21 protein-coding genes and 1 pseudogene are annotated in these 22650 nt (G+C 58.9%); 15 read left to right on the forward strand and 7 right to left on the reverse strand.

Translation table 11 applies throughout. The features are described 5' to 3' along the window. Nucleotides 1-7: 7 nt before the first annotated feature. The 4 genes and pseudogenes from AAAB35_RS16190 (at nt 8) to AAAB35_RS16205 (ending at nt 4115) form a co-directional block, all read left to right on the forward strand. Nucleotides 8-829 (forward strand): carbohydrate ABC transporter permease, encoded by an 822-nt coding sequence (locus AAAB35_RS16190; protein ID WP_340669340.1) that lies wholly within the window; start codon nt 8-10, stop codon nt 827-829. A gap of 39 nt (nt 830-868) precedes the next feature. Beyond that, nucleotides 869-2139, forward strand: a pseudogene (locus AAAB35_RS16195) (ABC transporter substrate-binding protein). A 243-nt stretch (nt 2140-2382) separates the two neighbouring features. Then, a complete protein-coding gene (gene gnd / locus AAAB35_RS16200) occupies nt 2383-3420 on the forward strand; it encodes a phosphogluconate dehydrogenase (NAD(+)-dependent, decarboxylating) (RefSeq protein ID WP_340669319.1) in 1038 nt (345 codons plus the stop codon). 35 nt (nt 3421-3455) lie between these two features. After that, entirely contained in the window at nt 3456-4115 is a 660-nt protein-coding gene (locus AAAB35_RS16205; RefSeq protein WP_340669320.1) for a hypothetical protein, read from the forward strand. Here AAAB35_RS16205 and AAAB35_RS16210 read toward each other — a convergent pair whose 3' ends face one another. Further along, complete coding sequence (locus AAAB35_RS16210) at nt 4116-5174, reverse strand: aldo/keto reductase (RefSeq protein WP_340669321.1); 1059 nt, start codon at nt 5172-5174, stop codon at nt 4116-4118. It abuts the gene before it with no gap. 109 nt (nt 5175-5283) lie between these two features. On the opposite strand from AAAB35_RS16210, the gene AAAB35_RS16215 reads away from it, so the two are divergent. Then, nucleotides 5284-6195: a LysR family transcriptional regulator gene (locus AAAB35_RS16215; protein ID WP_340669322.1), complete on the forward strand. Its 912-nt coding sequence runs from the start codon at nt 5284-5286 to the stop codon at nt 6193-6195. A 120-nt stretch (nt 6196-6315) separates the two neighbouring features. After that, on the forward strand, nt 6316-7605 hold the full coding sequence (locus AAAB35_RS16220; protein ID WP_340669323.1) for an Hsp70 family protein: 1290 nt from the start codon (nt 6316-6318) through the stop codon (nt 7603-7605). 24 nt (nt 7606-7629) lie between these two features. On the opposite strand, the gene AAAB35_RS16225 is transcribed toward AAAB35_RS16220, so the two are convergent. Beyond that, nucleotides 7630-9642, reverse strand: coding sequence for a BTAD domain-containing putative transcriptional regulator (locus AAAB35_RS16225; RefSeq protein WP_340669325.1), 2013 nt, complete (start codon nt 9640-9642; stop codon nt 7630-7632). Between the two features lie 174 nt (nt 9643-9816). Here AAAB35_RS16225 and AAAB35_RS16230 point away from each other — a divergent pair, with 174 nt between their 5' ends. Then, a complete protein-coding gene (locus AAAB35_RS16230; RefSeq protein WP_340669326.1) occupies nt 9817-10059 on the forward strand; it encodes a DUF1127 domain-containing protein in 243 nt (80 codons plus the stop codon). 19 nt (nt 10060-10078) lie between these two features. On the opposite strand, the gene AAAB35_RS16235 is transcribed toward AAAB35_RS16230, so the two are convergent. The 3 genes from AAAB35_RS16235 to AAAB35_RS16245 form a co-directional block, all read right to left on the reverse strand. Continuing rightward, nucleotides 10079-11296: an MFS transporter gene (locus AAAB35_RS16235; protein ID WP_340669327.1), complete on the reverse strand. Its 1218-nt coding sequence runs from the start codon at nt 11294-11296 to the stop codon at nt 10079-10081. Nucleotides 11297-11345: 49 nt separating this feature from the next. Further along, nucleotides 11346-12395, reverse strand: coding sequence for an aldo/keto reductase (locus AAAB35_RS16240; protein ID WP_340669328.1), 1050 nt, complete (start codon nt 12393-12395; stop codon nt 11346-11348). Between the two features lie 195 nt (nt 12396-12590). Beyond that, nucleotides 12591-13091, reverse strand: a complete 501-nt coding sequence (locus AAAB35_RS16245) for a DUF1236 domain-containing protein (protein ID WP_340669329.1) — start codon at nt 13089-13091, stop codon at nt 12591-12593. A 160-nt stretch (nt 13092-13251) separates the two neighbouring features. On the opposite strand from AAAB35_RS16245, the gene AAAB35_RS16250 reads away from it, so the two are divergent. Genes AAAB35_RS16250 through AAAB35_RS16260 form a run of 3 tightly spaced genes read left to right on the forward strand, consistent with a single transcriptional unit; the run spans nt 13252 to nt 15655 of the window. After that, the gene (locus AAAB35_RS16250) at nt 13252-14106 is read left to right on the forward strand and encodes a protein-methionine-sulfoxide reductase heme-binding subunit MsrQ (RefSeq protein WP_340669330.1); all 855 of its coding nucleotides are present in this window, start codon (nt 13252-13254) and stop codon (nt 14104-14106) included. 50 nt (nt 14107-14156) lie between these two features. Continuing rightward, the gene (locus AAAB35_RS16255) at nt 14157-15257 is read left to right on the forward strand and encodes a pyridoxal phosphate-dependent aminotransferase (RefSeq protein WP_340669331.1); all 1101 of its coding nucleotides are present in this window, start codon (nt 14157-14159) and stop codon (nt 15255-15257) included. Between the two features lie 32 nt (nt 15258-15289). Beyond that, a complete protein-coding gene (locus AAAB35_RS16260; protein WP_340669332.1) occupies nt 15290-15655 on the forward strand; it encodes a DUF423 domain-containing protein in 366 nt (121 codons plus the stop codon). Here AAAB35_RS16260 and AAAB35_RS16265 read toward each other — a convergent pair. Together AAAB35_RS16265 and AAAB35_RS16270 are read right to left on the reverse strand one after the other, a co-directional pair. Beyond that, entirely contained in the window at nt 15639-15986 is a 348-nt protein-coding gene (locus tag AAAB35_RS16265) for a hypothetical protein (RefSeq protein ID WP_340669333.1), read from the reverse strand. The genes AAAB35_RS16260 and AAAB35_RS16265 overlap by 17 nt on opposite strands. Before the next feature lie 107 nt (nt 15987-16093). After that, the gene (locus AAAB35_RS16270) at nt 16094-16612 is read right to left on the reverse strand and encodes a hypothetical protein (RefSeq protein ID WP_340669334.1); all 519 of its coding nucleotides are present in this window, start codon (nt 16610-16612) and stop codon (nt 16094-16096) included. A 140-nt stretch (nt 16613-16752) separates the two neighbouring features. Between AAAB35_RS16270 and AAAB35_RS16275 the strand changes: the two genes are divergently transcribed. From AAAB35_RS16275 to AAAB35_RS16295, 5 genes are all read left to right on the forward strand, one after another. After that, a complete protein-coding gene (locus tag AAAB35_RS16275) occupies nt 16753-17409 on the forward strand; it encodes a TetR/AcrR family transcriptional regulator (protein ID WP_340669335.1) in 657 nt (218 codons plus the stop codon). Further along, complete coding sequence (locus AAAB35_RS16280; RefSeq protein ID WP_340669336.1) at nt 17375-18538, forward strand: isovaleryl-CoA dehydrogenase; 1164 nt, start codon at nt 17375-17377, stop codon at nt 18536-18538. The genes AAAB35_RS16275 and AAAB35_RS16280 overlap by 35 nt, the downstream gene beginning before the upstream one ends. An 85-nt stretch (nt 18539-18623) precedes the next feature. Next, on the forward strand, nt 18624-20231 hold the full coding sequence (locus tag AAAB35_RS16285) for a carboxyl transferase domain-containing protein (protein WP_340669337.1): 1608 nt from the start codon (nt 18624-18626) through the stop codon (nt 20229-20231). 22 nt (nt 20232-20253) lie between these two features. Beyond that, nucleotides 20254-22260 carry an acetyl/propionyl/methylcrotonyl-CoA carboxylase subunit alpha gene (locus AAAB35_RS16290; RefSeq protein ID WP_340669341.1) on the forward strand — a complete coding sequence of 669 codons (2007 nt, stop codon included), beginning with the start codon at nt 20254-20256 and terminating at the stop codon, nt 22258-22260. Nucleotides 22261-22386: 126 nt separating this feature from the next. Further along, a partial coding sequence (locus tag AAAB35_RS16295; RefSeq protein WP_340669338.1) for a ferritin-like domain-containing protein occupies nt 22387-22650 on the forward strand: 264 nt, incomplete at its 3' end.

The raw sequence follows: 22650 nt of genomic DNA on the forward strand, positions 1-22650 counted from the left end.
CAAAGTCTTGTTTTCGGTGCGCAATCTTAGATTGGCCCTGCTGTGCATCGGCGCCGCGCTGTTTCTTGCCCCCTATGTACTCATGATTTCCACCGTGTCCAAATCGCGAGAGGAGATTTTTTCCTCACCCTTGTCACTCTGGCCGCACCATTGGGGCCTGTGGGAAAACTTCGTCAGGGCCTTCTCGCGGGTGCCGATGGCCCAGCTTCTTTTCAACGGGGTCGTGGTTTGCGCGCTGATCTTCTTCGTCCAGGTAGTCATCGCGATCCCGTGCGCATACGCCATGGCGAAACTCAAGTTCCGCGCCGCCCGCACCATGATGACGCTTGTCATGCTGGGCCTTCTAATACCTATTCACGCCACGGCTCTGCCCCTCTATGTCGTCCTCAACAAGGCTGGGGCGTTGAACAGTTATTTCGCTCTTTCGGCGCCGTTCTTCATTTCGGTTTTCGGCATATTCCTGTTTCTGCAGTTCTTCCGTGCCATGCCCGACGATCTCATCTCGGCCGCCCGCCTTGACGGCATGTCGGAAGCGGCGATCATCAACAGAGTCATCGTCCCAAATGCCTGGCCGGCCATCACCGCTTTCGCGATTTTTTCCGTCGTCGCGCATTGGAATGATCTGTTCTGGCCGTTGATCGCCATTTCAACGCAGGACAGGGCCACGCCGCCACTTGGATTGCTCTTCTTTCGAGCCGCAGAGGCAGGTGATGATTTCGGAGCGTTGATGGCGGCAACGCTTATCATCACGCTGCCGCTTGTTCTGGCGTTCCTGGCAGCGCAGCGGCGCTTTATCGAAGGCATCACCCTTACCGGGCTGAAAGGCTGACCCACTTATAGGCTTTTGCAACGAACGAAGGACATTACAATGAATTTTGCAACCAGGACCATCGCCGGCGCGGCGATTGCCGCGGGGTTTTTCACGCCCGCCTTTGCCGACACGACGCTCAACGTTCACTATCCCGTACCGCAGTTCTTCAAGGACGTGATGGACGTCATCGCCAAGAAATTCGGGGAAGACAATCCCGACATTAAGATCAACTTTGTAAGTCCTTCCGCCAACTATGAGGAGGGAATCCAGACGATCATGCGGCAGGCGGGCACGTCCGAAATGCCGGACATCACGTTTATCGGACTCAATCGCCTGCGCATGGTGGCCGAGCGAGGAATTTCCGTTGATTTGAAACCCTTCGTCGCCAAGGAAGGCGACATGGCAAAGCAGGGTTTCAGTAATCGCATCCTGAAGCTGGCACAGGTCGGGGACCAGCAGGTCGGCCTCGCGTTCGCCACGTCCAATCCGATCATGTACTACAATGCCGACCTCGTTCGCGCGGCCGGAGGCAATCCCGACCAGCCGCCGACGACGTGGGACGAAGTCATTTCACTCGGCGGCAAGATCAAGGCACTCGGCAATGGCAACGAAGGCATCGATTTCCGCTGGCAGGCAGACGCCTGGATGTTCTCGGCCCTGCTTTTCGGCGCAGGCGGCACCATGCTTACACCGGACGAGAAGAAAGTCGCTTCCAATGGTCCCGAGGGCCAGGCAGCGGTAAAGACCCTGAGCCGCTTGGTCAAGGAGGGCGGCATGCCCGTTCTCACGAAACCCGCCGGTGAGCAGGCCTTCGTCGCCGGCAAGGTCGGTTTCACCTTCCAAACCACCGGCGCCCTACGCAACACAATCAAGAATGTCGGTGACAAGTTCGACCTACGCACCGCGAAGATACCGCTGATCAATGCCGAGAAGGGACATCTGCCAACCGTGGCAACGCAGTCGTCATCCTGACGAAGGACGCAGTCAAGCAGGAGGCTGCCTGGAACTTCGCGAAGTTTGCCGCCGGTCCCTATGGGGCTTCGATTGTCGTACCCGGCACCGGCACCGGATACGTGCCAAACAACGAACTTGCCGCGAAGTCTCCAGAATATCTCGCCGATTTCTACGGCAAGAACCCATTGTTCAAGGCTGGCCTCAGCCAGATGAACCTGATGATTCCAGGGTTTGCCTATCCCGGATCAAATGGTGTGAAGATTACGCAGACCATCGTCGACAACCTGTCGCGCATCGTCGAACAAACTGCGGAGCCGGATGCGGCCCTAAACGATGCCGCCGAAGAAGTGCAGAAGCTGCTGCCGCGTCGCTAGGCTGCGCTGCTATCCCAAAGCGCTATCACAAGACGTGGGAAATCTCGACCTTGCAGGCCAGCCGCATCGACGGCTGGCCCTTTTTTTGCGCCGCGCGTTCGGCAGGCCTTTGGGTGCGCATCACGATCTTATGACCTGCGCGTGTGCTTGTAGCGACGCTGCGCCCGGCATAACTTCGCTGTTGAACGCGCCGGCAATAACGTGCAGCCTGCTTGCAAATTACTCTCACCACGGAGATTTCAGATGCAGCTTGGCATGATTGGGCTTGGGCGCATGGGCAGTAACATGACGCAGCGCCTTTTGAAACATGGCCACGAACTGGTCGTCTACGACACGAGGGCGGAGAGTGTCGCCGAGCTGCAGCGTCTTGGAGCAGATGGATCGACAGTGCTCGAAGACTTTGTGTCCAAGCTGGCGCGGCCACGCGCCGTCTGGCTGATGCTCCCGGCGGCAGTCGTCGATACGGTGCTCGCCAAGCTTGTGCCGCTCCTCGACGAGGACGATATCGTCATCGACGGCAGCAACTCCTACTATCATGACGATATCAGGCGGGGAGCCGAACTCAAATCATCCGCGATCCACTACGTGGACGTCGGGACGAGCGGCGGCGTCTTCGGCCTAGAGCGCGGCTACTGCCTGATGATCGGCGGTGAACCCGAGATTGTGCGGCACCTGTCGCCCATATTCGCGGCACTAGCGCCCGGCAAAGGCGACGTGCCCGACACGCAAAGCCGCGTCGACAAGCCTGCAGGCGACAGCACTGCCGATCAGGGATACCTCCATTGTGGCCCGCATGGCGCCGGTCACTTCGTGAAAATGGTGCACAACGGCATCGAATACGGTCTGATGGCCGCATATTCGGAAGGGCTGAATATTCTGCGCAATGCCGATATCGGTCTGCGCTCGCACGAGGCCGACGCCGAGACGACACCGCTCAAGCATCCCGAACATTATCAATATAGTTTCAACCTTCCCGACATTGCCGAGGTGTGGCGCAGGGGTAGTGTGATCAGTTCGTGGTTGCTCGACCTCACCGCCGACGCGCTCTACGAAGATCCGGGGCTCACCGGTTATGAGGGCCATGTCTCCGATTCTGGCGAAGGCCGGTGGACGCTCATCGCCGCGATCGATGAGGCGGTGCCCGCGCCCGTACTCGGCGCTGCCCTCCTCGAGCGCTTCAGTTCGCGCGGCAATGCCGATTTTGCCAACAAGGTTCTGTCCGCCATGCGCCGTGAGTTTGGCGGGCACGTGGAAAAACAGGCCAAGTCCGGCGGACAATAGCGTGCGCCGGCCGCCTGTCCTACAGGAGTAGAAAAATGGCTGAGACACTATCGAAATTTGGCTTCCCGGCGGCGCTGTTGGGAGGATTGCTCTCCCTTGCCCTCCCGCTGGAGGCTCATGCGGATGCCATGACGAAGCAGGCGAGCGCAACGCAGGCAACGAAACGCGTCAATGTTCGCGGCGCGATCGAAAGCGTTACCGACAAGGCCATTATCGTCAAGACACGCGAAGGACCCGAAGCGACAGTGGCACTGAGCGACGGCTGGGTTGTCGGTGGCGTCGCCAAGGCATCGATCGACGATATCAAGAAGGGGGATTTCGTCGGCATCACCAATGTTCCGAAGAGTGAAGGCGTCGCCAGCGCCGTCGAGGTCGTGATTTTTCCGGCTGCCCTCAAGGGAACCGGCGAAGGCGACCGGCCCTGGGACCTGAAACCGAATAGCAGCATGACCAATGCCACGGTCGCCGACGCGGTGAAGGACGTCGACGGCCGCACACTGACCGTCGTCTATCACGGCACCGAGAAGAAGATCGCCAGTCCCGACGGTACGCCCATCGTCACGCTCGCCAAGGCCGGCAAGGACGATCTGAAGCCGGGTGCGACCGTCTTCATCTCCGCCGAGCGGGGAAGCGGCGACAGCCTCTCGACCAAGCGGATTGTTGTCGGGACGAACGGCGTCGTCCCGCCGATGTGATCATATCGACGATCGCCCGGTCAGTAGGATCGAGGCGATCGCGCGAGGTCGTCTCATCGATGTGAGCCGTTTTTCGCTGTCAAGGTGGGCCATCTGGACCGCCGCGTAGCGGTCCCCGGCGGCAGCGCCCTTGGGAACCGCCTGCTCGATGGCGGCGAGATCATCCTTGCTAAGAGCGATTTCGAGCGCACCGAGGGTCTCGGTGAGGCGATCGCGATGGCGTGCGCCGATAACGGGGAAGATATCGCCGCCCTGCGCCAAGACCCACGCGATGGCGATCTGTGCCACCGTTACGCTCTTTGCCCCTGCAATCTTCTTCAGCGCCTCGACGAGTGCAAGGTTCCTGTCGACATTCTCCGCCTGGAAGCGGGGACTATAGGCACGCCAATCGCCGGTTTGCGCACTCTCTTTTGTCCAATGGCCGCTGATAAGCCCCCGGGAAAGCACCCCATACGCCGTTATCGCGATGCCGAGCTCGCGGCGTGTTTGCAGAATGCCGTCTTCGATCCCGCGTGAAATCAGGGAATATTCGATCTGGAGATCAGCGATGGGATGGACTGCGGCAGCACGCCTGATCGTGTCGGACCCCACCTCCGAAAGCCCGATATGCTTGATATAACCCGCCTTCACGAGGTCGGCGACGGCTCCAATCGTCTCTTCGATGGGTACCGCGGGGTTGAGGCGCGCAGGTCGGTAAATGTCGATGTAGTCAACGCCGAGACGCTCCAGCGAATAGGCTGCGAAGTTCTTCACGGCTTGCGGCCGGCCGTCGAAACCCGTCCAGCCGCCGGCTGGATCGCGCAGGCCGCCAAACTTGACGCTGAGGATCGCGTCCTCGCGTTTGACATCCCTAAGCGCTTCGGCAATCAGGAGTTCGTTGTGACCCATTCCGTAGAAGTCGCCCGTATCGAGGAGATTGATACCCGCGTCGAGCGCTGCGTGGATCGTCGCAATGCTTTCCGCGCGATCCGACGGTCCGTAGATTCCTGACATGCCCATGCAGCCGAGCCCAATTTGTGATATGCGCGGGCCGGTTTTTCCAACTTGAAAATGTTGCATCTCGTTCAATCCTGTCTTGCCTCGTTCCAGAGAATTTTCGCAATATAGCCCCTGCCGTGTTGTGCGATAATCCGTTATATTGCGCACGGGTTGTTCGGAAAATTGCACAATGATTGATCCTGATCTTTCAGACTTGAGCGCGCTTGTTGCCGTGGCGCAAACACGGAGCTTTCGTGCCGCGGCGACCCTGCGCGGCGTCTCCGCCTCTTCGTTGAGCGAAGCCATTCGCCGGCTCGAAGCCCGGCTCGGCGTGCGGCTTCTCAACCGCACGACCCGCAGCGTCACCCCGACCGAGGCCGGCAATCTCCTCATCGAAAGGTTGACGCCCGCCTTGAGTGAGATTGCCGGTGCGCTCGACAGCATGAACAGCTTTCGTGACAGTCCGACGGGAACGCTCAAGCTGAACGTTCCGACCATTGTGGCGCAGCGGATATTGCCGCCGATCATCAATGCGTTTCTTGCCGCCCATCCTGGAATCAAGCTGGAGATTTCCGCGTCCGACACGTTCATCGATGTGCTTGCGGCGGGTTTCGACGCGGGCATCCGCTATGACGAAAGCATAGAGCGCGACATGATCGCCATTCCGATCGGACCGCGCACACAGCGCTTCGTGGCGGCCGCAGCGCCGTCATACCTCTCGAAACATGGCGTGCCGGCCCATCCGCGCGATCTGGTCAACCATGCCTGCATCCGCCACCGATTCACCAGCGGCTACGTCCCGCATTGGGAATTCGAGCGGAACGGGCAATTGATCAAGATCACACCTAAAGGACCGTTGATTGCTTCAACGGCCGAATTGCAGCTCGAAGCCGCGATCGCCGGACTGGGGGTGGTCTACAGCTTCGAGGAATTTCTCGGAAACCCATTGGCAAGTGGCGAACTCGTGCCAGTGCTCGCTCCGTGGTGGCAGACCTTCACCGGCCCCCGCCTCTATTATCCCAGTCGAAAGCACGTGCCTGCGCCGTTGCGTGCCTTTGTCGATTTCATCAAGAATTCTGGAAAGGCGGCCCCAGCGCAATAAGGCGTCTTGCATCGCGGTGGCGACTGTGCAATGACGCGCCTCCCTCATCGGATGCGTATTGCGCATCCTTGCCGGCAATATTCCGATCTTAAAAAATCACTGGATAGAAGGAGCGCGGCTATGGCACAGGCGTTGGGTTTTGACTTCGGTACGACAAATACCGTCATGGCGCTTGCCGAAGGCCGCGCCACCCGCTCCTTGGCCTTTACCAGTACGGCGGGTACAGCCGACAGCATGCGGACGGCCCTCTCCTTCATGAAGGACCCGCTCGCAGGCGCGTCGGCATTGAAAGTCGAGGCCGGTCACGCCGCCATCCAACAGTTCATCGATCACCCGGGCGAATGCCGCTTCCTGCAGTCGATCAAGACATTTGCTGCAAGCGCGCTGTTTCAAGGCACGCTGATCTTTGCGAAGCGACAGACCTTCGAAGACCTGATGGAGATTTTCCTGCGACGGCTCAGAACCTATGCAGGCGATCACTGGCCGTCGGGGAGTTCCCGCGTGGTTACCGGACGGCCCGTGCACTTCGCGGGCGCCAATCCCGATCCGCAACTTGCAACCGACCGCTACAATGCGGCGCTGACCCGCTTCGGGTTTCCAGAAATTCATTTTGTTTATGAGCCTGTGGCGGCGGCCTTCTATTTCGCGCAGAATCTTAAATCGGACGCGATCGTCCTCGTCGCCGATTTTGGCGGCGGCACGACCGACTATTCGATCATCCGTTTCGAAACTGCCGGCGGCAAACTCAGCGCCACGCCGGTCGGACATTCCGGCGTCGGCATCGCCGGCGACCATTTCGACTATCGCATGATCGACCAGATCGTCGCGCCACAGATCGGAAAAGGCAGCTTCTTCAAGAGTTTCGACAAGACACTTGAGGTGCCGGCCTCATGGTACGCCAATTTCGGCCGCTGGAACCAACTCTCGATCTTCAAGACGTCCAGGGAATTTGCAGCGCTGAAAAAGCTCGTGAGGGATAGCCTAGATCCCGAGCGGCTCGAACTCTTCGTCGACCTTGTCGAGCATGACGAGGGATATCCCCTCTACCAGGCTGTTTCTGCCACCAAGATTGCGCTTTCGTCGGCAGATGAAGCCGAATTCAATTTCGCGCCGCTCGGGCTGGGTGGCCGCAAAACGATCCGCCGCACTGATTTCGAATCCTGGATCCAAAGCGATCTGGTGCGAATCGAAGGCGCTCTTGATGACGTCCTCGAAAAGACCGCGACACAGGCCGGCGAGATTGACAAGGTTTTCCTGACTGGCGGCACCTCATTCGTTCCGGCGGTGCGCCGCATCTTCACCGAGCGTTTCGACAATAGCCGCATTGAAAGCGGTGGCGAACTGCTCTCGATTGCCCATGGCCTCGCGCTCATCGGTGAACGAGACGACATAAAACAGTGGGCGGTCTAATCGGGGATTAGGCTTCCAGGCACGTTACTCCGGCAATCCCGCCTGCCGAAGGGCGTCGACATACCTGTTCCGGTCGTCCGGTCGTCGGAACGGTGGCAGCACGTCGGCAAGATTCGAAAGCCGCAGCGCTGGATCGAGCGCGCGCAGACGAGCAATCGTTTCCCTTGCTTCCGCAAGCCGCCCCGCCAAGACATAACTCGCTGCCGTTACACGCAGCGCGCTCGGATAGTTTGGCTGGTGCCGCAACGATTTTCCGGCCCAATTGATGGCGTCTTCGTAGCGGCCAGCACAAAAATGAGCGAGCCCGGCATTGAACTGCCACGCAAACAGCCGCGGATCGAAAGGGCTTAGGCGCATTGCGAGCGCGGCATGTTCGACGGCCTTATCCGGCTCGCCTGAACACGCTTTCACCCAGCTGCTGACTCCCAAGGCCACAGCCAGGTTCGGGTTAAGAGCAAGGGCGCGATCGATGCAGGCCGCCCCGCCCTCAAGATCACCGCCGACATAGCCGAGTACGTAGCCGCCGAAAGCGAGCGTAGTCGCATCGTCGCGGCCGAGTTCGACCGCTCTCCTGGCCAGCCGTGTAGCTTCCGCAGTCTCTTCCGCACGGTCGACCATCCAACCGTTGCTCTTTCTGGTGGCATAGCATCGCGCCGCCCGGGCATGGGCTATGGCAAACTCCGGATCCTTTTCGATCGCTTTCATAAACAGCCTCAACGCATCGTCCATGCCCGATCTGGTGGTTGTCGTTCGGTCAAAGACCGCCAGCCCACGCAAGTAATAGTCGTAGGCGTCGAGGTTCTCCGTTGGCTTGCGTTTCGAGCGCTCGATCTCGGCCTCCTCCACTTTGGGAGTGATTGCACCGACTATGCTTGAGGCGACCTGGTCCTGGAGGTCGAATACATCAGCGAGAGTTCCATCAAACCGGTCCGCCCAGAGGTGGGCACCGGTTGAAGTGTCGATAAGCTGCGCGGCGATGCGCAGGCGGTCGCCTGTCCGGCGCACGCTTCCCTCAACCACATAACCCACGTTCAAATCGCGCCCGACCTGCTTTATGTCTACGGCCTGACCCTTGTAAATGAAGCTCGAATTGCGTGCGATGACGTAGAGGTGACGGAACTGAGCGAGGGCCATGGTGATGTCCTCCACTATCCCGTCGGCAAAATATTCCTGTTCCGCATCACCGCTCAGATTCTGAAATGGCAACACCGCAACCGATGGCCGATCGTGATGCTTGATAGGGACTGACGAGATGGGCGGCTGCGAACCGACGTAATGCTCCGTTTCGGTGACCTGATACTTGGCCCCCTCGCGCGATTGCAGCGAAGCCGCCAGGGAAGTCGTCTGTGCCTCGGGTTCCGCTCGCAGATGCTTCATCAATAAAGCGCGACACGACTCGAACTGGCGCAAGGCCGCGTTTTCGTGCCCCCTAAGAACGTGTATACGCATCAACGCCCGATGAGCGGCCTCCACGGTCGGATCTGAAGCAAGCAGCCTCTCCGCAAGCCCTTCGCAGGCTGATTCTTCTGCGGAGCCAGGCTCGGAGAGCGCGAGGCTCAGCCGCTCGACCAGGTGCTGCGCCTTCCGCAGATATTTACCCTGGTGAGGTCCAAACCCCTCGTCCAGCCCGTCGGGGATGGCTTCACCTGCAAGGACGTCACCGCGGTAGAGGTCCGCAGCGAAGGCGAGATCAGCGGTCTGGCCCGCTTCCAGTTTCCTGTCGAAGATCGAAATGTCCGCTTCATCCGGACCAGCAATAAGCGCAATGACCTCCTGATCCCCATCAAGATAGATGGTGGCATCCGTGCTCGTGGGGAACGACCGCCTGATATCGACCAGCGCTTGCCGCAAACTGTTGCGGGCTTGGCCATTGCTTCGTCCCGGCCAGAGTGCCTCCGAAAGCTGTTCCCGATGGTAACCCCGACGGCCCGCGAGGACCAGAGCAGCAAATAGAAGCGAAGTCTTGCGCGTGGTGAAGCGGATTTGCCGGTGTTCCGGGGAGGTAACTTCAAGGCCGCCTAGCAACCTGATGCGCACAGATCATCTCCAGATTTTGACCGTCGCAGCAGAATAGCATCTCAGAATGAAGATTTAACACCGATTTAGCGTTCATTTGTCGAACGCTTCCCCTCAGTTCACGCACAGCCGAACAGCCCCAAAACGCTCAAGTGGCAAGCTCTCACTCGCAAATCTCGAACTGGGAGACTGAAAATGGCTCATACGCACACTCAGACCGGCCGCAGCGCGTCGAAAAAGCACTTGTTCAAGTTTGGGCTCAATGGCTTGGCAAAAGCAATCGCTGCCCTCGCGGACTGGCGGCGGACCGTCGCGACACGGTCGGCACTGGCAGATTTGTCGCCCGACCAGCTGAAGGACATCGGTCACCCCCAGGCCAATCGAGCCGTGCTCGACATTAAGGCCGGTTTGATCACGAACTTAATGTCGATGAGATAAGATCAACCGTGGAGGAATTCTACGTCTTCGGCTCGGTTGCAAAGATCAGGAGGACGACAAGGCCGAGGGCTGCGCCCGACGCCGCCGTTGCCCACCAACCTCCGTAGAAATATGTCGCCGCGGCGAGCGCTGACCCCGCCGATCCGAGCAGGAAGACGATGGTCATGTAGACTGCATTGAGCCGGCCGCGGGCATGTTCATTTAGTGAAAAGATGATCCGCTGGCTGAGTATCTGGTTGGTCTGTACCGCGCTGTCGATAAAGATTGCGGCGAGGACCAGCCCCGCGATGGAAATGGCTGTTCCCGCCCAGCCCGCCACCAGGAACCAGACCGTGAGGGTGACCATGGCAATGGCGGTGCCGCGCTGTGTATGGCCACGGTCGGCAAGCCGGCCAGCGACTGGCGCGGCGGCCGCGCCCGCGGCACCAGCAAGGGCAAAAAGCGCGATCTGACGCTGACTATAGCCGAACCTTTCCGTCAGGAGCAGCGGGATCGCTGTCCAGAACAGATTGAAGGTTGCAAAGATGATGCCTTGATAGAGCGCCCGCCGCTGCAAGGCCGGCGTCGTGACGAGCAGATGCGCCATGGATTTGAGGATCGCGCCATATCCCATGGAACCATGCGGCCGGCGTAAAGGCAGTGCTGCGCGCAGGAGGGCCAGCACGATGAGCATGGCCCCAGCCGAAATCCAGAATATGGCCCTCCAGCCGAATTCCGAGGCAACGAGGTTGGCGAGCGGCCGCGCCAGCATGATGCCGGTCAAAAGCCCGGCCATGACATTGCCGATCGTGCGCCCGCGCGACGCGGCAGGAACCAGATGCGAGGCGAACGGCACCAGCACCTGTGCACCGCATGCAAAGAAGCCGATGGCAAAGGAGAAGAATAGAAATGTCGTCGCCGATCCGGACATCGCGGCGCCGGCAAGCCCGATCGCGGTGCCGGTAAGGGTCAAGAGGACAAGGAGGCGATTTTCAACGAGATCGGCAAGGGAAACGAGGAAAAGCAGCCCCGCTCCATAGCCAAGCTGGGTAACCGTGACCATGAACCCAGCCATACCACCATGCATGTCGAGATCTGTGCTGATCAGTCCGATCAACGCCTGCGCATAGTAAATATTGCCGACCATGGCCCCGCAGGCAAAGGCGAACAGGAACGTCAGTGCGGGAGAAAGGCCCGGCAATTCGGGCGCGGCCGTAATGGCGGGTTCGGCCTGCGCAGTATCTCGGGAATAGGGCATGAATTGATCTTTCGACCGGCGCTCCTCCCTCGCCGGTTTTCGTTGGAAGTTAGAGGTATGGCTCGATCAGGGAAAGGTCGGCCTGGGACAGACGATCGGAAGCGGTTCGCGCCTGATGCCAATAGGGATAGATCAATGGCAGAAGACTGACCTTGTCGAGCTTCTCTCGCTCCTCAGCCGTAAGGCTAATGTCGGCCGCATTGAGGTTGTCGGCGAACTGCGCATCGGTGCGCGCGCCGATAATAACCGAGGTGATGCCTGAACGCCCGAGCAGCCAGGCCAGCGCAATTTGCGCCGCCGATACCTCGCGGCTCTCGGCAATCTCGACCAGCACTTCGACAATGTCGTGAAGCCGCTCCTCGTCGCGGATCGGAGGCTCGCCCCAATTGGCGAGTTGCCTTGTGCCTTCAGGCGCGTCCCGGTTACGGCGATATTTGCCGGAAAGCAGGCCACCGGCAAGCGGGCTCCAGACGAGCACGCCAAGCTGCTGGTCGAGCGTGGCGGGAATGAGCTCGTACTCGGCCTCGCGGGCCTCGAGGCTATAGTGAATCTGCTGGCTGACCGGGGCGATGTAGTTCCTGACCGCAGCCGTGCCAATTGCCTTCATCAGGTGCCATGCCGAGAAATTCGAAACGCCGGCGTAGCGCACTTTCCCCGAACGAATAAGCGTATCGAGGGCTTCCAGCGTCTCGTCGAGTGGCGTTAGACCATCCCACTGATGCAAATGGTAAAGATCGATGTGGTCGGTGCCGAGCCGTTTCAGGCTTGCTTCGGCGGCACGGATGAGATGGTAACGCGATAATCCCGCATCGTTGATTTCGGAACCCATGCGGAACCGCGCCTTGGTGGCGATGAGAACGCTGTCGCGCTTTCCCTTAAGCGCTTCCCCGAGGATCTCCTCCGAGGCGCCGGCCGAGTAGATGTCGGCCGTATCGAAGAGATTGATCCCGGCGTCGATCGCCATGCCGACCTGTCGCTTCGCGCCTTCAAGGTCGGTGTCGCCGGTCTTGGCGAAATTGCCCTTGCCGCCAAAGGTCATGGTCCCGAGGCTCAAGCAGGACACAATGAGGCCGGAGCGGCCAAGCTGACGATACTCCATATTTGGACTCCCTCGAATGCTGCTGAATGCATTGCGCCAGAATATGACGAAGGCGCCTATCTATAATTGTCCGCCCCGCAGATGTCGCCCCCAGATTGAATGCGATGACGCGAATGTGCACCATTAGCGACCGCTAAGACGACGAAGCCGGTTGCGAGGCTACCGGCTCCAAACATCGCTAAACGCCTGTTGAAATTAACGGACCCAGACGACGCGGCGCGTACCACGGTCGATGAGCGCTGGCCGCTGATCGACATAGACATAGGAATAGCCTGGCTGGTCCGGAATTTCGGTCAATCTAACGTCGTCAGGAATAACGGTACCGCGCGAAACCGGCCCATCAATCATCACCGTATCGACTGGATTGCGCTCGATGTAGGTGATTGCATCGTCTGGGACCGCACGCGCACTTTCAGACAGGTAGACAACCCGGCGATTTTCCATCGATACGATGACCGGACGCCCGTTGACGTAAATGTAACCGTAGCCGGGATTGTCCGGAATTTCGTGCACGACGATCTTTTTTGGCACGACATAGCCCTGCGACACATCCTCATCGAACACGACTGGATCGGACGGATTCGCGATCACATAGTCGCGCGCGCCCTGTGGCACTTCGACAAGTACGTCCTGCGCAAACGCCAATCCGGTCGTTGCAAATAGGGCCGCTGCCGTGAGTGTTAGAACCTTGTTCATTGTCAGCCTCTCCTGTTTCATCAGGAGGAAAACCGGTCGCGGCCGATATGGTTCCGAGCAAAATGCCCAGCTGAGCGGCGGTTTCACGGCTTCTTGTGTTGAATGAGAACGCCGGCTATGCCCGTAAATGACGGAGACAAATCAAAAAAACGGGCCTGAAATGAAATATCCGTGGAATGACCGAGCCGGGAAGCTATCGGTCATAAAAATTGTGGCGCTGGTTGCCGCCTTCGTGCCGTTGCTGCTGATCATGACGAGCTACAAGGCGAATATTCTCGGGCCGCGACCGATCACACAGGCAATTCACGAGACTGGCGATTGGGCCATTCGTTTCTTTCTGATCTCACTGACGATTTCACCGCTCCGCAACATCATCCGTTGGACGAAGCTGATCCTGGTGCGGCGCATTCTGGGATTGACCGCCCTAGCCTATGCAGCCCTACATTTTACGCTCTACATCGTCGATCAGAACTTTAACATTTTGCGAGTCGCCAGCGAAATCTGGCTGCGCGTCTATCTGCTCATCGGGTTTATTACTCTCATCGGACTGACGGCGCTCGGCATCACCTCGACCGACGGCATGATCCGGCGCATGGGAAAGAACTGGAACAGGTTGCACAAGCTGGCCTATCCGCTTGCCGCACTTGGCGTTCTCCACTTTTTTATGCAATCGAAGGCCGATGTAACGGAGCCGACCTTGATGGCGGGGCTACTGCTTGCGCTCCTCGCCTATCGTGTGGCCAAAGCGTGGGATCTTGATCTCGCATCAATACCCAAGCTGGTCGCAATTGCCGTATTTGCGGCCCTTGGAACCGCGCTCGTGGAGTACGCGTGGTTCGCGCTCGCAACCCGTATTCCGCCTTCCCGCGTCCTCGTTGCCAATTTTTCGTTCAGCCATTCCATCCGCCCCATGTGGTGGGTGCTGATTGCCTGTTTGATACCGGCGGCCTGGGCGGCGGTAAAATCGATCAAGGGCGGCGAAGGCCGCAAGATCAATCCCCTATCGGCCAGGTAAACGCAGAAGTTTTGCTTTTCACGGACGCAAAAACTGCTATCGCTTTCGCCATGGAACCGCATTTCACCCCCCTCGTCGCATCCTTGCCATCCACTGTGCCTTTCGTTGGTCCCGAAGCCCTCGAGCGCAAACGCAACCGCCCTTTCAAGGCAAGGCTCGGCGCAAACGAAAACGGCTTCGGCCCGGCGCCATCGGTCATCGCAGCGATGCAGGAGAGTGCGGCGGACGCATGGAAATATGCCGACCCGGAAAACTTCGACCTGAAGCAGGCGCTTGCCGTCCACCTCGGCGTCGCGCCGGCCAATGTGGCAGTCGGCGAGGGCGTTGACACCCTGCTTGGGCTTGCGGTACGCCAATTTGTTCGGGAAGGAACACCCGTCGTCACCTCCCTTGGCGCCTATCCCACATTCAATTTCCACGTCGCAGGATTTGGTGGACGGCTGGTAACCGTGCCCTATCGTGACGACAGAGAAGATCTTGACGCCCTTCTTGAAGCTGTAAAGCGCGAAAATGCGCCCCTCGTCTATTTCTCCAACCCCGACAATCCCATGGGCACGTGGTGGGAATCTGCCGATATCGAGCACTTTATCGACCGACTTCCCGCAACGACGATGCTCATTCTCGACGAGGCCTACGGCGAGACAGCACCCGCCTCGGCCTTGCCGCCCATCAACGTATCGCGTCCGAACGTTTTACGTATGCGGACGTTCTCCAAGGCTTATGGCCTTGCTGGCATGCGCTGCGGGTATGCCATTGGCGCCGAACGCCAAATCATCGCGTTCGACAAGATACGCAACCATTTCGGAATGAACCGGTTGACGCAGATTGCGGCGCTCGCAGCACTGAAAGATCGGGACTACCTCGTATCGGTGACCGCGGAGATAATCGCTGGACGCGATCGTATCGCGCAGATAGCCGGCGCGAACGGATTGAAAGCCCTCCCTTCCGCGACGAATTTCGTTACCATCGATTGCGGGCGCGATGGCCCCTTCGCGCTCGCCCTGCTCGGTGCATTGATCGAGCGCGATATCTTCGTTCGCAAACCCATGGCACCCGTTCTCGACCGCTGTATCCGGGTGAGCGTAGGACGAGAGCACGAACTCGACTATTTCGCGGAGCAACTTCCGATGGCCCTGGCGTCGATAGCCTAGCGTTTGAACAGAGACGATCACGGAGAACCCGGTTGGACATAAATCGCGCATTTGCTGGCCTTGGCGGACTCTTCGGAGCGGCAGGCATCGCTGCCTATGCCGTCGCTGCTCACAGTACCAGCGGACATATGGCTACGATCGCACCGATACTCTCTATTCACGCGCCGACGTTCCTTGCCCTCGCGCTCATCGCAAGAGTAAGCAAGGCGGCATATTTCGGCGGTCTAGTGTTGGTGGTTGGCCTGATGTTTTTCATCGGCGACCTCGCGTCGCGCGATTATCTCGGGGACCGGCTCTTTGCTTTTGCCGCGCCACTCGGCGGGTCACTACTCATTCTCGGATGGCTGATCGTGGCTACAACGGCACTTCGCGGCCTGGATTTCAAAAGCCCAGGATAAACGGCCTCACAGCATGCCAATTGTTTAGAAACGCGATTGCGCCTACGGCGATACTAAGCAGGCTCGCAAGCTTGGCGGTCGTCGGCAGGCTGTTGACGCGACCGCGAAGCTCTCCGAAAGATTCGGGTGAAGGAAGATTTTCGATTCTGCCTTTCAGGTACGAAATGTCTTCTCTTAGTCCCGACAGATCCTCCATCTTCTTTCGAACGAACGACAAGTCATCCAGTTTGCTCGTCATGTAGCTGAGGTCTTCCGTCCTGCCCTTGATGAACGACACGTTGCTGTTCAAAGCCTGAAATGAGTCGGCCAGGCCATCCAGCTTGGCGTCCATCCTCTCGAACGATTTCTCCAGAAAAGCGACCCTACGTTCCATGGATTCGAATGTGCCACTGCTGTCACCGGATTTCAAGGAAGGCAAGCGTATCGGCTTTTGCGCCATCAGTTAACCTGGCTCTCGCCCTTGAGCCTGGCATTGCACTTTGAATAATAGCCGCCGCCTTGTTGTATCCAGCGCATACCGTCGAGCGTGCCGTTCTCCTTGTTAGCGTGATATTGTTCCAGACAGGTGTGCATCCGCGTCTTGGAGGGCGTCTCGGAAGAAAATTTGGCTGCAACTGACGAGGGATATGACGTCCTGCCGGAACCCAATTTCGAAGCCGACTCTGCCTTCTTCGGCGATTTCTTCGATCTCTTGCCAGTCTCCTCCAACGCGGGCGTATCGGGCTTTTCCGCACCCGTTTCAGCTTCTGCTGCCTGCGTCTTCCCGGGATCGGAGGCGCAATTGGCCTTGCGAAAATCGTTCCATGACACGCCAGTCGCGTCACCCGCTACCTGCGCGGCTTTGTACTTGACGCTGCACTCCTTCATGCTGAGCGCGCTTGCTGGCAGAGCAAAACTCATGGCGGCAAATACGATGAATGGAGCAACAGCTTTACGGGCAATTCGTGGATCGAACATGAAAACCTGCTCTGAAAATGAATCATGAAAAAGCTCTAACGGCTTGATCGTATATGCAACTCGACATCGATTCCATTTAGACCTTCGTCTACAAACAATCGCGACTTGAATTAATTGAACGATCGTTTTATTAGGCGCGCATGGCACGAACCACAGGATCAGATGGCGGAAAGACACGCAGCGCGATTGACGCGGCCGCAAAGCGCCTCATTGCGCGCGTCGGCTATGAGGCGATGTCGATGCGCCAACTTGCCGATGAGGTTGGCGTGCAGTCGGCCGCCTTCTACCACTACTATCCGAACAAGCAGCAATTGCTGTTCTCGATCATGCACGAGCACATGGTACGGCTGCTTGATGCGTGGGGATATGAAAGCCGCAAAGTGCAAGAGCCGCTCGAGCGATTGTCCGCTTTCATAAGGTTCCATATCTACTATCATGTGGAACGCCGCGACGATGTTCATATCGGCAATATGGAGCTGCGAAGCCTTACTCCGGAAAATCGTGCCGTAATTGTTGGGCTGCGCGCAAGGTACGAGAACGGACTGCGCGAAATTCTCGATGATGGGCTCGATGCCCGCCAATTTGTCATCGACGATATTGCACTCATGACGCGAGCCATCATCGCGATGACAACCGGCGTCAATGTCTGGTTCCGCGCCGATGACAGGCTTACCGTAGCCGAAGTCGCCGAAAAATACGTTCAGATGGGATTGCGCCTTGTTGGCGCCAAGAAGATCGAGACAGCTACCACGGGAGGACGCAATGTATCAGTCAGGTCTAAGATTCGGAGTTTCTGAAGAGATTGAAGCCCTGCGCGACACCGTACATCGCTTCGCACAGGAAAAGATCGCACCGCTCGCGGCGGAGATCGATCGCACCAACCATTTCCCCATGCACCTGTGGCAGGAGATGGGAGCGCTTGGCCTCCTCGGCATGACCGCCAATCCCGAGTTTGGTGGTTCCGGTCTCGGTTACCTTGCCCACGTCGTTGCGATGGAAGAAATATCACGTGCGTCGGCATCCGTCGCCCTCTCCTATGGGGCTCACTCGAACCTTTGCGTCAATCAGATCAATCGCTGGGGCACGGAGGAGCAGAAAGCGCATTATCTGCCGAAACTGTGTTCCGGAGAGAATGTCGGAGCGTTGGCGATGTCGGAGCCCGGCTCCGGGTCGGACGTCGTCTCCATGAAGCTTCGGGCCGACAAGAAGAACGACCGGTATGTACTTAACGGCAACAAGATGTGGATCACCAACGGTCCGGACGCCAATACCCTCGTTGTTTATGCCAAGACCGATGCCGCTGCGGGCTCGCGCGGCGTTACAGCGTTCCTCATCGAAAAGGACTTCAAGGGGTTCAGTACGGCGCAGAAGCTGGACAAGCTCGGCATGCGCGGGTCCAACACCTGCGAACTCGTCTTCGAAGATTGCGAAGTGCCCTTCGAGAACGTGCTTGGTGAGGAAGGCAAGGGCGTAAAGATTCTGATGTCGGGGCTCGATTACGAGCGCGTCGTCCTTGCCGGCGGACCTCTCGGCATCATGGCGGCCTGCCTCGATGTTGTCGTGCCCTATGTGCATGACCGCAAGCAGTTCGGACAGCCGATCGGCGAATTCCAGCTGATGCAGGGCAAGCTTGCCGACATGTACACGACGATGAATGCCAGCAGGGCCTATGTCTATGCGGTGGCTGCTGCCTGCGACCGCGGCGAAACAACACGCAAGGATGCGGCCGGCTGCATACTCTATGCGGCGGAAAAGGCCACGTGGTGCGCGCTCGAAGCGATCCAGGCACTGGGCGGCAATGGCTATATCAACGATTACCCCACAGGAAGGCTTCTGCGTGACGCGAAGCTATACGAGATCGGGGCGGGTACGAGCGAGATTCGCCGCATGCTAATCGGCCGGGAGATGTTCGCGGAGTCACAATAATTACCTGTTGAGCGTCGAAAATGCCGGGCAGGCCCATCCAAGGGTTAATCCAGCTGCCAAATCAAGTGATCCTACAGGAGACTGCATGACTATCCTTTCATCTGAGATCAGCACCACTTCCGACGTCTTCGTTGCCAACCGGACGCGGATGCAGGCGCTGGTCAGCGATATCGAGATCAAGGCAGCAAAGGTCAACCAGGGCGGCACGGAGGAGGCACGCAAGCGTCACACTTCGCGCGGAAAGCTTCTGCCACGCGACCGCCTCGCTCAACTCCTCGATCCAGGATCGCCATTCCTTGAAATTGGCCAGTTTGCCGCCTGGGGCATGTATGACGACGATATTTCGTCTGCCGGCCTCATCGTGGGCATCGGGCGGGTATCCGGCAAGGAAGTCATGGTGGTGGTCAATGACGCTACGGTCAAAGGCGGTACCTACTACCCGCTGACGGTGAAAAAACATCTGCGCGCCCAGGAAATTGCGCTACAGAACAACCTGCCCTGCATTTATCTCGTCGATTCCGGCGGTGCCAACCTGCCGAACCAGGATGAAGTGTTCCCGGACCGCGAGCATTTCGGCCGCATCTTCTACAATCAGGCCAATATGTCTGCGGCGGGCATTCCGCAGATCGCCGTCGTCATGGGATCCTGTACCGCCGGCGGAGCCTATGTACCGGCGATGTCGGAAGAAACAATCATGGTGAAGGGACAGGCAACGATTTTCCTGGGCGGTCCGCCCCTGGTCAAGGCGGCGACAGGCGAAGACGTCTCGGCGGAAGATCTTGGTGGGGCTGATCTGCATACACACGAATCCGGTGTTGCCGATCACTATGCGATGGACGACGCCCATGCGCTTGCCATTGCCCGCCGCATCGTCGCAAACCTCAATCGCAAGAAGACGATAGGGCTCGATCTTCGCAAAGTGAGTCCGCCTCTTTACGATCCGCGTGAACTCTACGGCATCGTGCCGACCGATTTGCGCCAGCCCTATGACGTTCGCGAACTCATTGCCCGCATTGTCGACGGTTCCGAGTTCGATGAGTTCAAGCAGAATTATGGCACCACGCTTGTCACGGGCTTTGCGCATCTTTACGGCATGCCCGTCGGCATCATCGCCAATAATGGCGTCCTCTTCTCGGAAAGCGCCCTCAAGGGAACCCACTTTATCGAGTTGTGCACCCAGCGGGGGATTCCACTCGTGTTCCTGCAGAACATCACCGGATTTATGGTCGGCCGCTCCTACGAGGCGCGCGGCATCGCCAAGGACGGTGCCAAGCTCGTAACTGCTGTGGCGACGGCACGGGTGCCCAAGGTGACGATGATTGTCGGCGGCTCTTTCGGTGCCGGCAATTATGGCATGTGCGGCAGGGCCTTCTCGCCTCGCTTTCTTTGGATGTGGCCGAATGCCCGAATCTCCGTCATGGGCGGAGAACAGGCCGCCACCGTGCTTGCTCTCGTCAAGCGCGAAGGCATCGAACGCAAGGGCGGTGAATGGTCGGCGGCCGAAGAGGCAGCGTTCCGGGCGCCGATCCTCGAAAAATACGAGCGCGAAGGGCATCCGCTCTATTCGTCGGCGCGCCTTTGGGATGATGGGATCATTGATCCCGCCAAGAGCAGTGACGTACTGGCGCTGTCGCTCTCCGCTGCGCTGAACGCGCCGGCGGAGGAAACCAGCTTCGGCGTATTCAGGATGTAGGAGAGAGATGACCATGACGAAAATGTTCTCCAAAATCCTGATTGCCAATCGTGGCGAGATCGCCTGCCGGGTCATTCGCACGGCGCAGAAGATGGGCATCAGTACGGTGGCCGTCTATTCCGATGCGGACGCGCATGCGTTGCATGTCAGCATGGCCGATGAAGCGGTGCACATCGGACCTGCACCCGTCACTGACAGCTATCTGCGGGCGGATCACATCATTGCCGCGGCGCTCGAGACAGGGGCCGAGGCCATCCACCCCGGCTATGGCTTCCTGTCGGAGAACCCCGGCTTCGTCGATGCCGTGGTGAAGGCGGGCCTCGTGTTCATCGGTCCTTCCGCGGATTCGATCCGGGCGATGGGCTTGAAGGATGCTGCAAAACGGCTGATGGAAAAGGCCGGCGTTCCCGTCGTTCCGGGATATCACGGCGAAGCGCAGGAACTCGTCGTGCTCGCTTCCAAGGCACGTGAAATCGGCTATCCCGTGCTGATCAAGGCTCGAGCTGGCGGCGGCGGCAAGGGCATGCGCAAGGTGGAAAACCCCGAGGATTTCGCGGAAGCACTGGGCAGCGCGCGGCGTGAGGCAAAGAGCGCATTCGGCGACGACCGGGTACTCGTGGAAAAATATATCGCCAAACCGCGCCATATCGAGGTGCAGGTCTTCGGCGACAATCACGGCAATGTCGTTCATCTCTATGAGCGCGACTGCTCGCTGCAGCGCCGCCACCAGAAAGTGATCGAGGAAGCCCCTGCCCCCGGAATAACAGCGGAAATGCGTGATGCGATGACCAATGCCGCTGTGAAGGCGGCGCAGGCCATCAAATATTCTGGCGCGGGTACCATTGAATTCATCGTCGATGCGACGGAGGGCCTGCTACCCGACCGCTTCTGGTTCATGGAGATGAACACGCGTCTCCAGGTTGAACATCCGGTAACCGAGATGATCACCGGGCTTGACCTTGTAGAATGGCAATTGTGCGTTGCTGCGGGCGAGAAATTGCCCCTGACTCAGGCGCAAATCCCCCTGACCGGCCATTCCATGGAAGTTCGCCTTTATGCCGAAGATCCGGCAAAGAGCTTCCTGCCAGCCACGGGCACGCTCTACCATCTGGCGTTCCCGAGTGCTGTCAAAGACGGAACTGTTCGCGTGGAGACAGGCGTTCGCAGCGGCGACGCTGTATCGCCGTTCTACGATCCGATGATCGCCAAGCTCGTTGTGTACGCGGCTGACCGACCGGCAGCCCTCAGTGCCATGGCAAATGCGCTCGGCGAGACGGAAGTCGCCGGGACAGTCACCAATACCGCATTCCTCGCAGCGCTTGTGCGCCATGCGGGGTTCGCTGCGGGGGACGTTGACACGGGCCTGATAGACCGCGACCTTGCCGGGCTTGTTGCACCGGTCGCAATCGAAGCTGGGGCAAGGGAACTTGCCATTCTCTTTGCGAGCGGCCTGTTGAAACGCCCGGTTCTCGGTGACCCATGGACTGCGTTGCGCGGCTACAGCCACCTTGGCCCCCTCGCTTATCCTGTTACGCTTGAGGAAGGCGGAGCGACCACACGCTATGGCGTGTCCGTGCTCGGTGATGAGAGATACGGCATTTCCAGTTCTGGCGGTACGCAGGAACTGCGCGTCCGCCATGGGCCGGCAACGTGGCATGTGACTGGCAAGGGCATCAATCTCCATGCCAAAGCTATCACCATACCGCACGGGGTTGCAGTGCTGGCCAAAGGCGCCACAGCAACATTCACCGTTGCCGACCCGTTCTTGCTGGCGGAGGCAGCCGGCGGCGCAGGTGATCGCCTCGCCGCGCCGATGCCAGGTCTCGTGAAGTCGGTGCGCTTTGCCGCTGGCGACCAGGTCAAGAAAGGGCAAGTTCTCCTCGTCCTTGAAGCCATGAAGATGGAGCATTCCATTACGGCGCCGCATGACGGACGGATTGCGGAAATAGCAAGCGAGGGCACGCAGGTGAAGGAGAAGGCATCTCTGGTGCGGTTTGAAGAGTCCGCCATCGATCCTGCGAAGATTTGAGGCGGCAGGGGCGTGTCGGTCGAGCCTTTCTTGCTTCTATCTCGGCGCGAAAGGCTCTAAGAATTGTCCGCGGGCCCGCAACCGCGGGCACCGGGCTATTTTCCCGCCTCAATCAGGAGATGACCTATGGCCACAAAAACCCTGCAGACAATCAAGCGCGCTCCCCTCGCCACTCCGACTGACCTCGGCGAGAAGGCGACGCGTGACATTTCTGCTGCCGTAAACGCCTTGCTCGCCGATACATTTGCGCTTTACTTGAAGACCAAGAATTTCCACTGGCATATGAGCGGCCCCCACTTTCGCGACTATCACCTGATGCTCGATGAGCAAGGGGAGCAGATCTTCGCCATGACGGACGTTCTTGCAGAACGGGTCCGCAAGATTGGCGGC

The organism is Phyllobacterium sp. (assembly GCF_037994425.1).
Lineage (GTDB): Bacteria > Pseudomonadota > Alphaproteobacteria > Rhizobiales > Rhizobiaceae > Phyllobacterium.

Coding starts and splice junctions, on each gene's coding strand:
- gnd (WP_340669319.1), top strand. CDS start 2,383: ATGCAGCTTGGCATGATTGGGCTTGGGCGCATGGGCAGTAACATGACG.
- AAAB35_RS16205 (WP_340669320.1), top strand. CDS start 3,456: ATGGCTGAGACACTATCGAAATTTGGCTTCCCGGCGGCGCTGTTGGGA.
- AAAB35_RS16210 (WP_340669321.1), bottom strand. CDS start 5,174: ATGCAACATTTTCAAGTTGGAAAAACCGGCCCGCGCATATCACAAATT.
- AAAB35_RS16215 (WP_340669322.1), top strand. CDS start 5,284: ATGATTGATCCTGATCTTTCAGACTTGAGCGCGCTTGTTGCCGTGGCG.
- AAAB35_RS16220 (WP_340669323.1), top strand. CDS start 6,316: ATGGCACAGGCGTTGGGTTTTGACTTCGGTACGACAAATACCGTCATG.
- AAAB35_RS16230 (WP_340669326.1), top strand. CDS start 9,817: ATGGCTCATACGCACACTCAGACCGGCCGCAGCGCGTCGAAAAAGCAC.
- AAAB35_RS16235 (WP_340669327.1), bottom strand. CDS start 11,296: ATGCCCTATTCCCGAGATACTGCGCAGGCCGAACCCGCCATTACGGCC.
- AAAB35_RS16240 (WP_340669328.1), bottom strand. CDS start 12,395: ATGGAGTATCGTCAGCTTGGCCGCTCCGGCCTCATTGTGTCCTGCTTG.
- AAAB35_RS16245 (WP_340669329.1), bottom strand. CDS start 13,091: ATGAACAAGGTTCTAACACTCACGGCAGCGGCCCTATTTGCAACGACC.
- AAAB35_RS16250 (WP_340669330.1), top strand. CDS start 13,252: ATGAAATATCCGTGGAATGACCGAGCCGGGAAGCTATCGGTCATAAAA.
- AAAB35_RS16255 (WP_340669331.1), top strand. CDS start 14,157: ATGGAACCGCATTTCACCCCCCTCGTCGCATCCTTGCCATCCACTGTG.
- AAAB35_RS16265 (WP_340669333.1), bottom strand. CDS start 15,986: ATGGACGCCAAGCTGGATGGCCTGGCCGACTCATTTCAGGCTTTGAAC.
- AAAB35_RS16270 (WP_340669334.1), bottom strand. CDS start 16,612: ATGTTCGATCCACGAATTGCCCGTAAAGCTGTTGCTCCATTCATCGTA.
- AAAB35_RS16275 (WP_340669335.1), top strand. CDS start 16,753: ATGGCACGAACCACAGGATCAGATGGCGGAAAGACACGCAGCGCGATT.
- AAAB35_RS16280 (WP_340669336.1), top strand. CDS start 17,375: ATGTATCAGTCAGGTCTAAGATTCGGAGTTTCTGAAGAGATTGAAGCC.
- AAAB35_RS16285 (WP_340669337.1), top strand. CDS start 18,624: ATGACTATCCTTTCATCTGAGATCAGCACCACTTCCGACGTCTTCGTT.
- AAAB35_RS16290 (WP_340669341.1), top strand. CDS start 20,254: ATGTTCTCCAAAATCCTGATTGCCAATCGTGGCGAGATCGCCTGCCGG.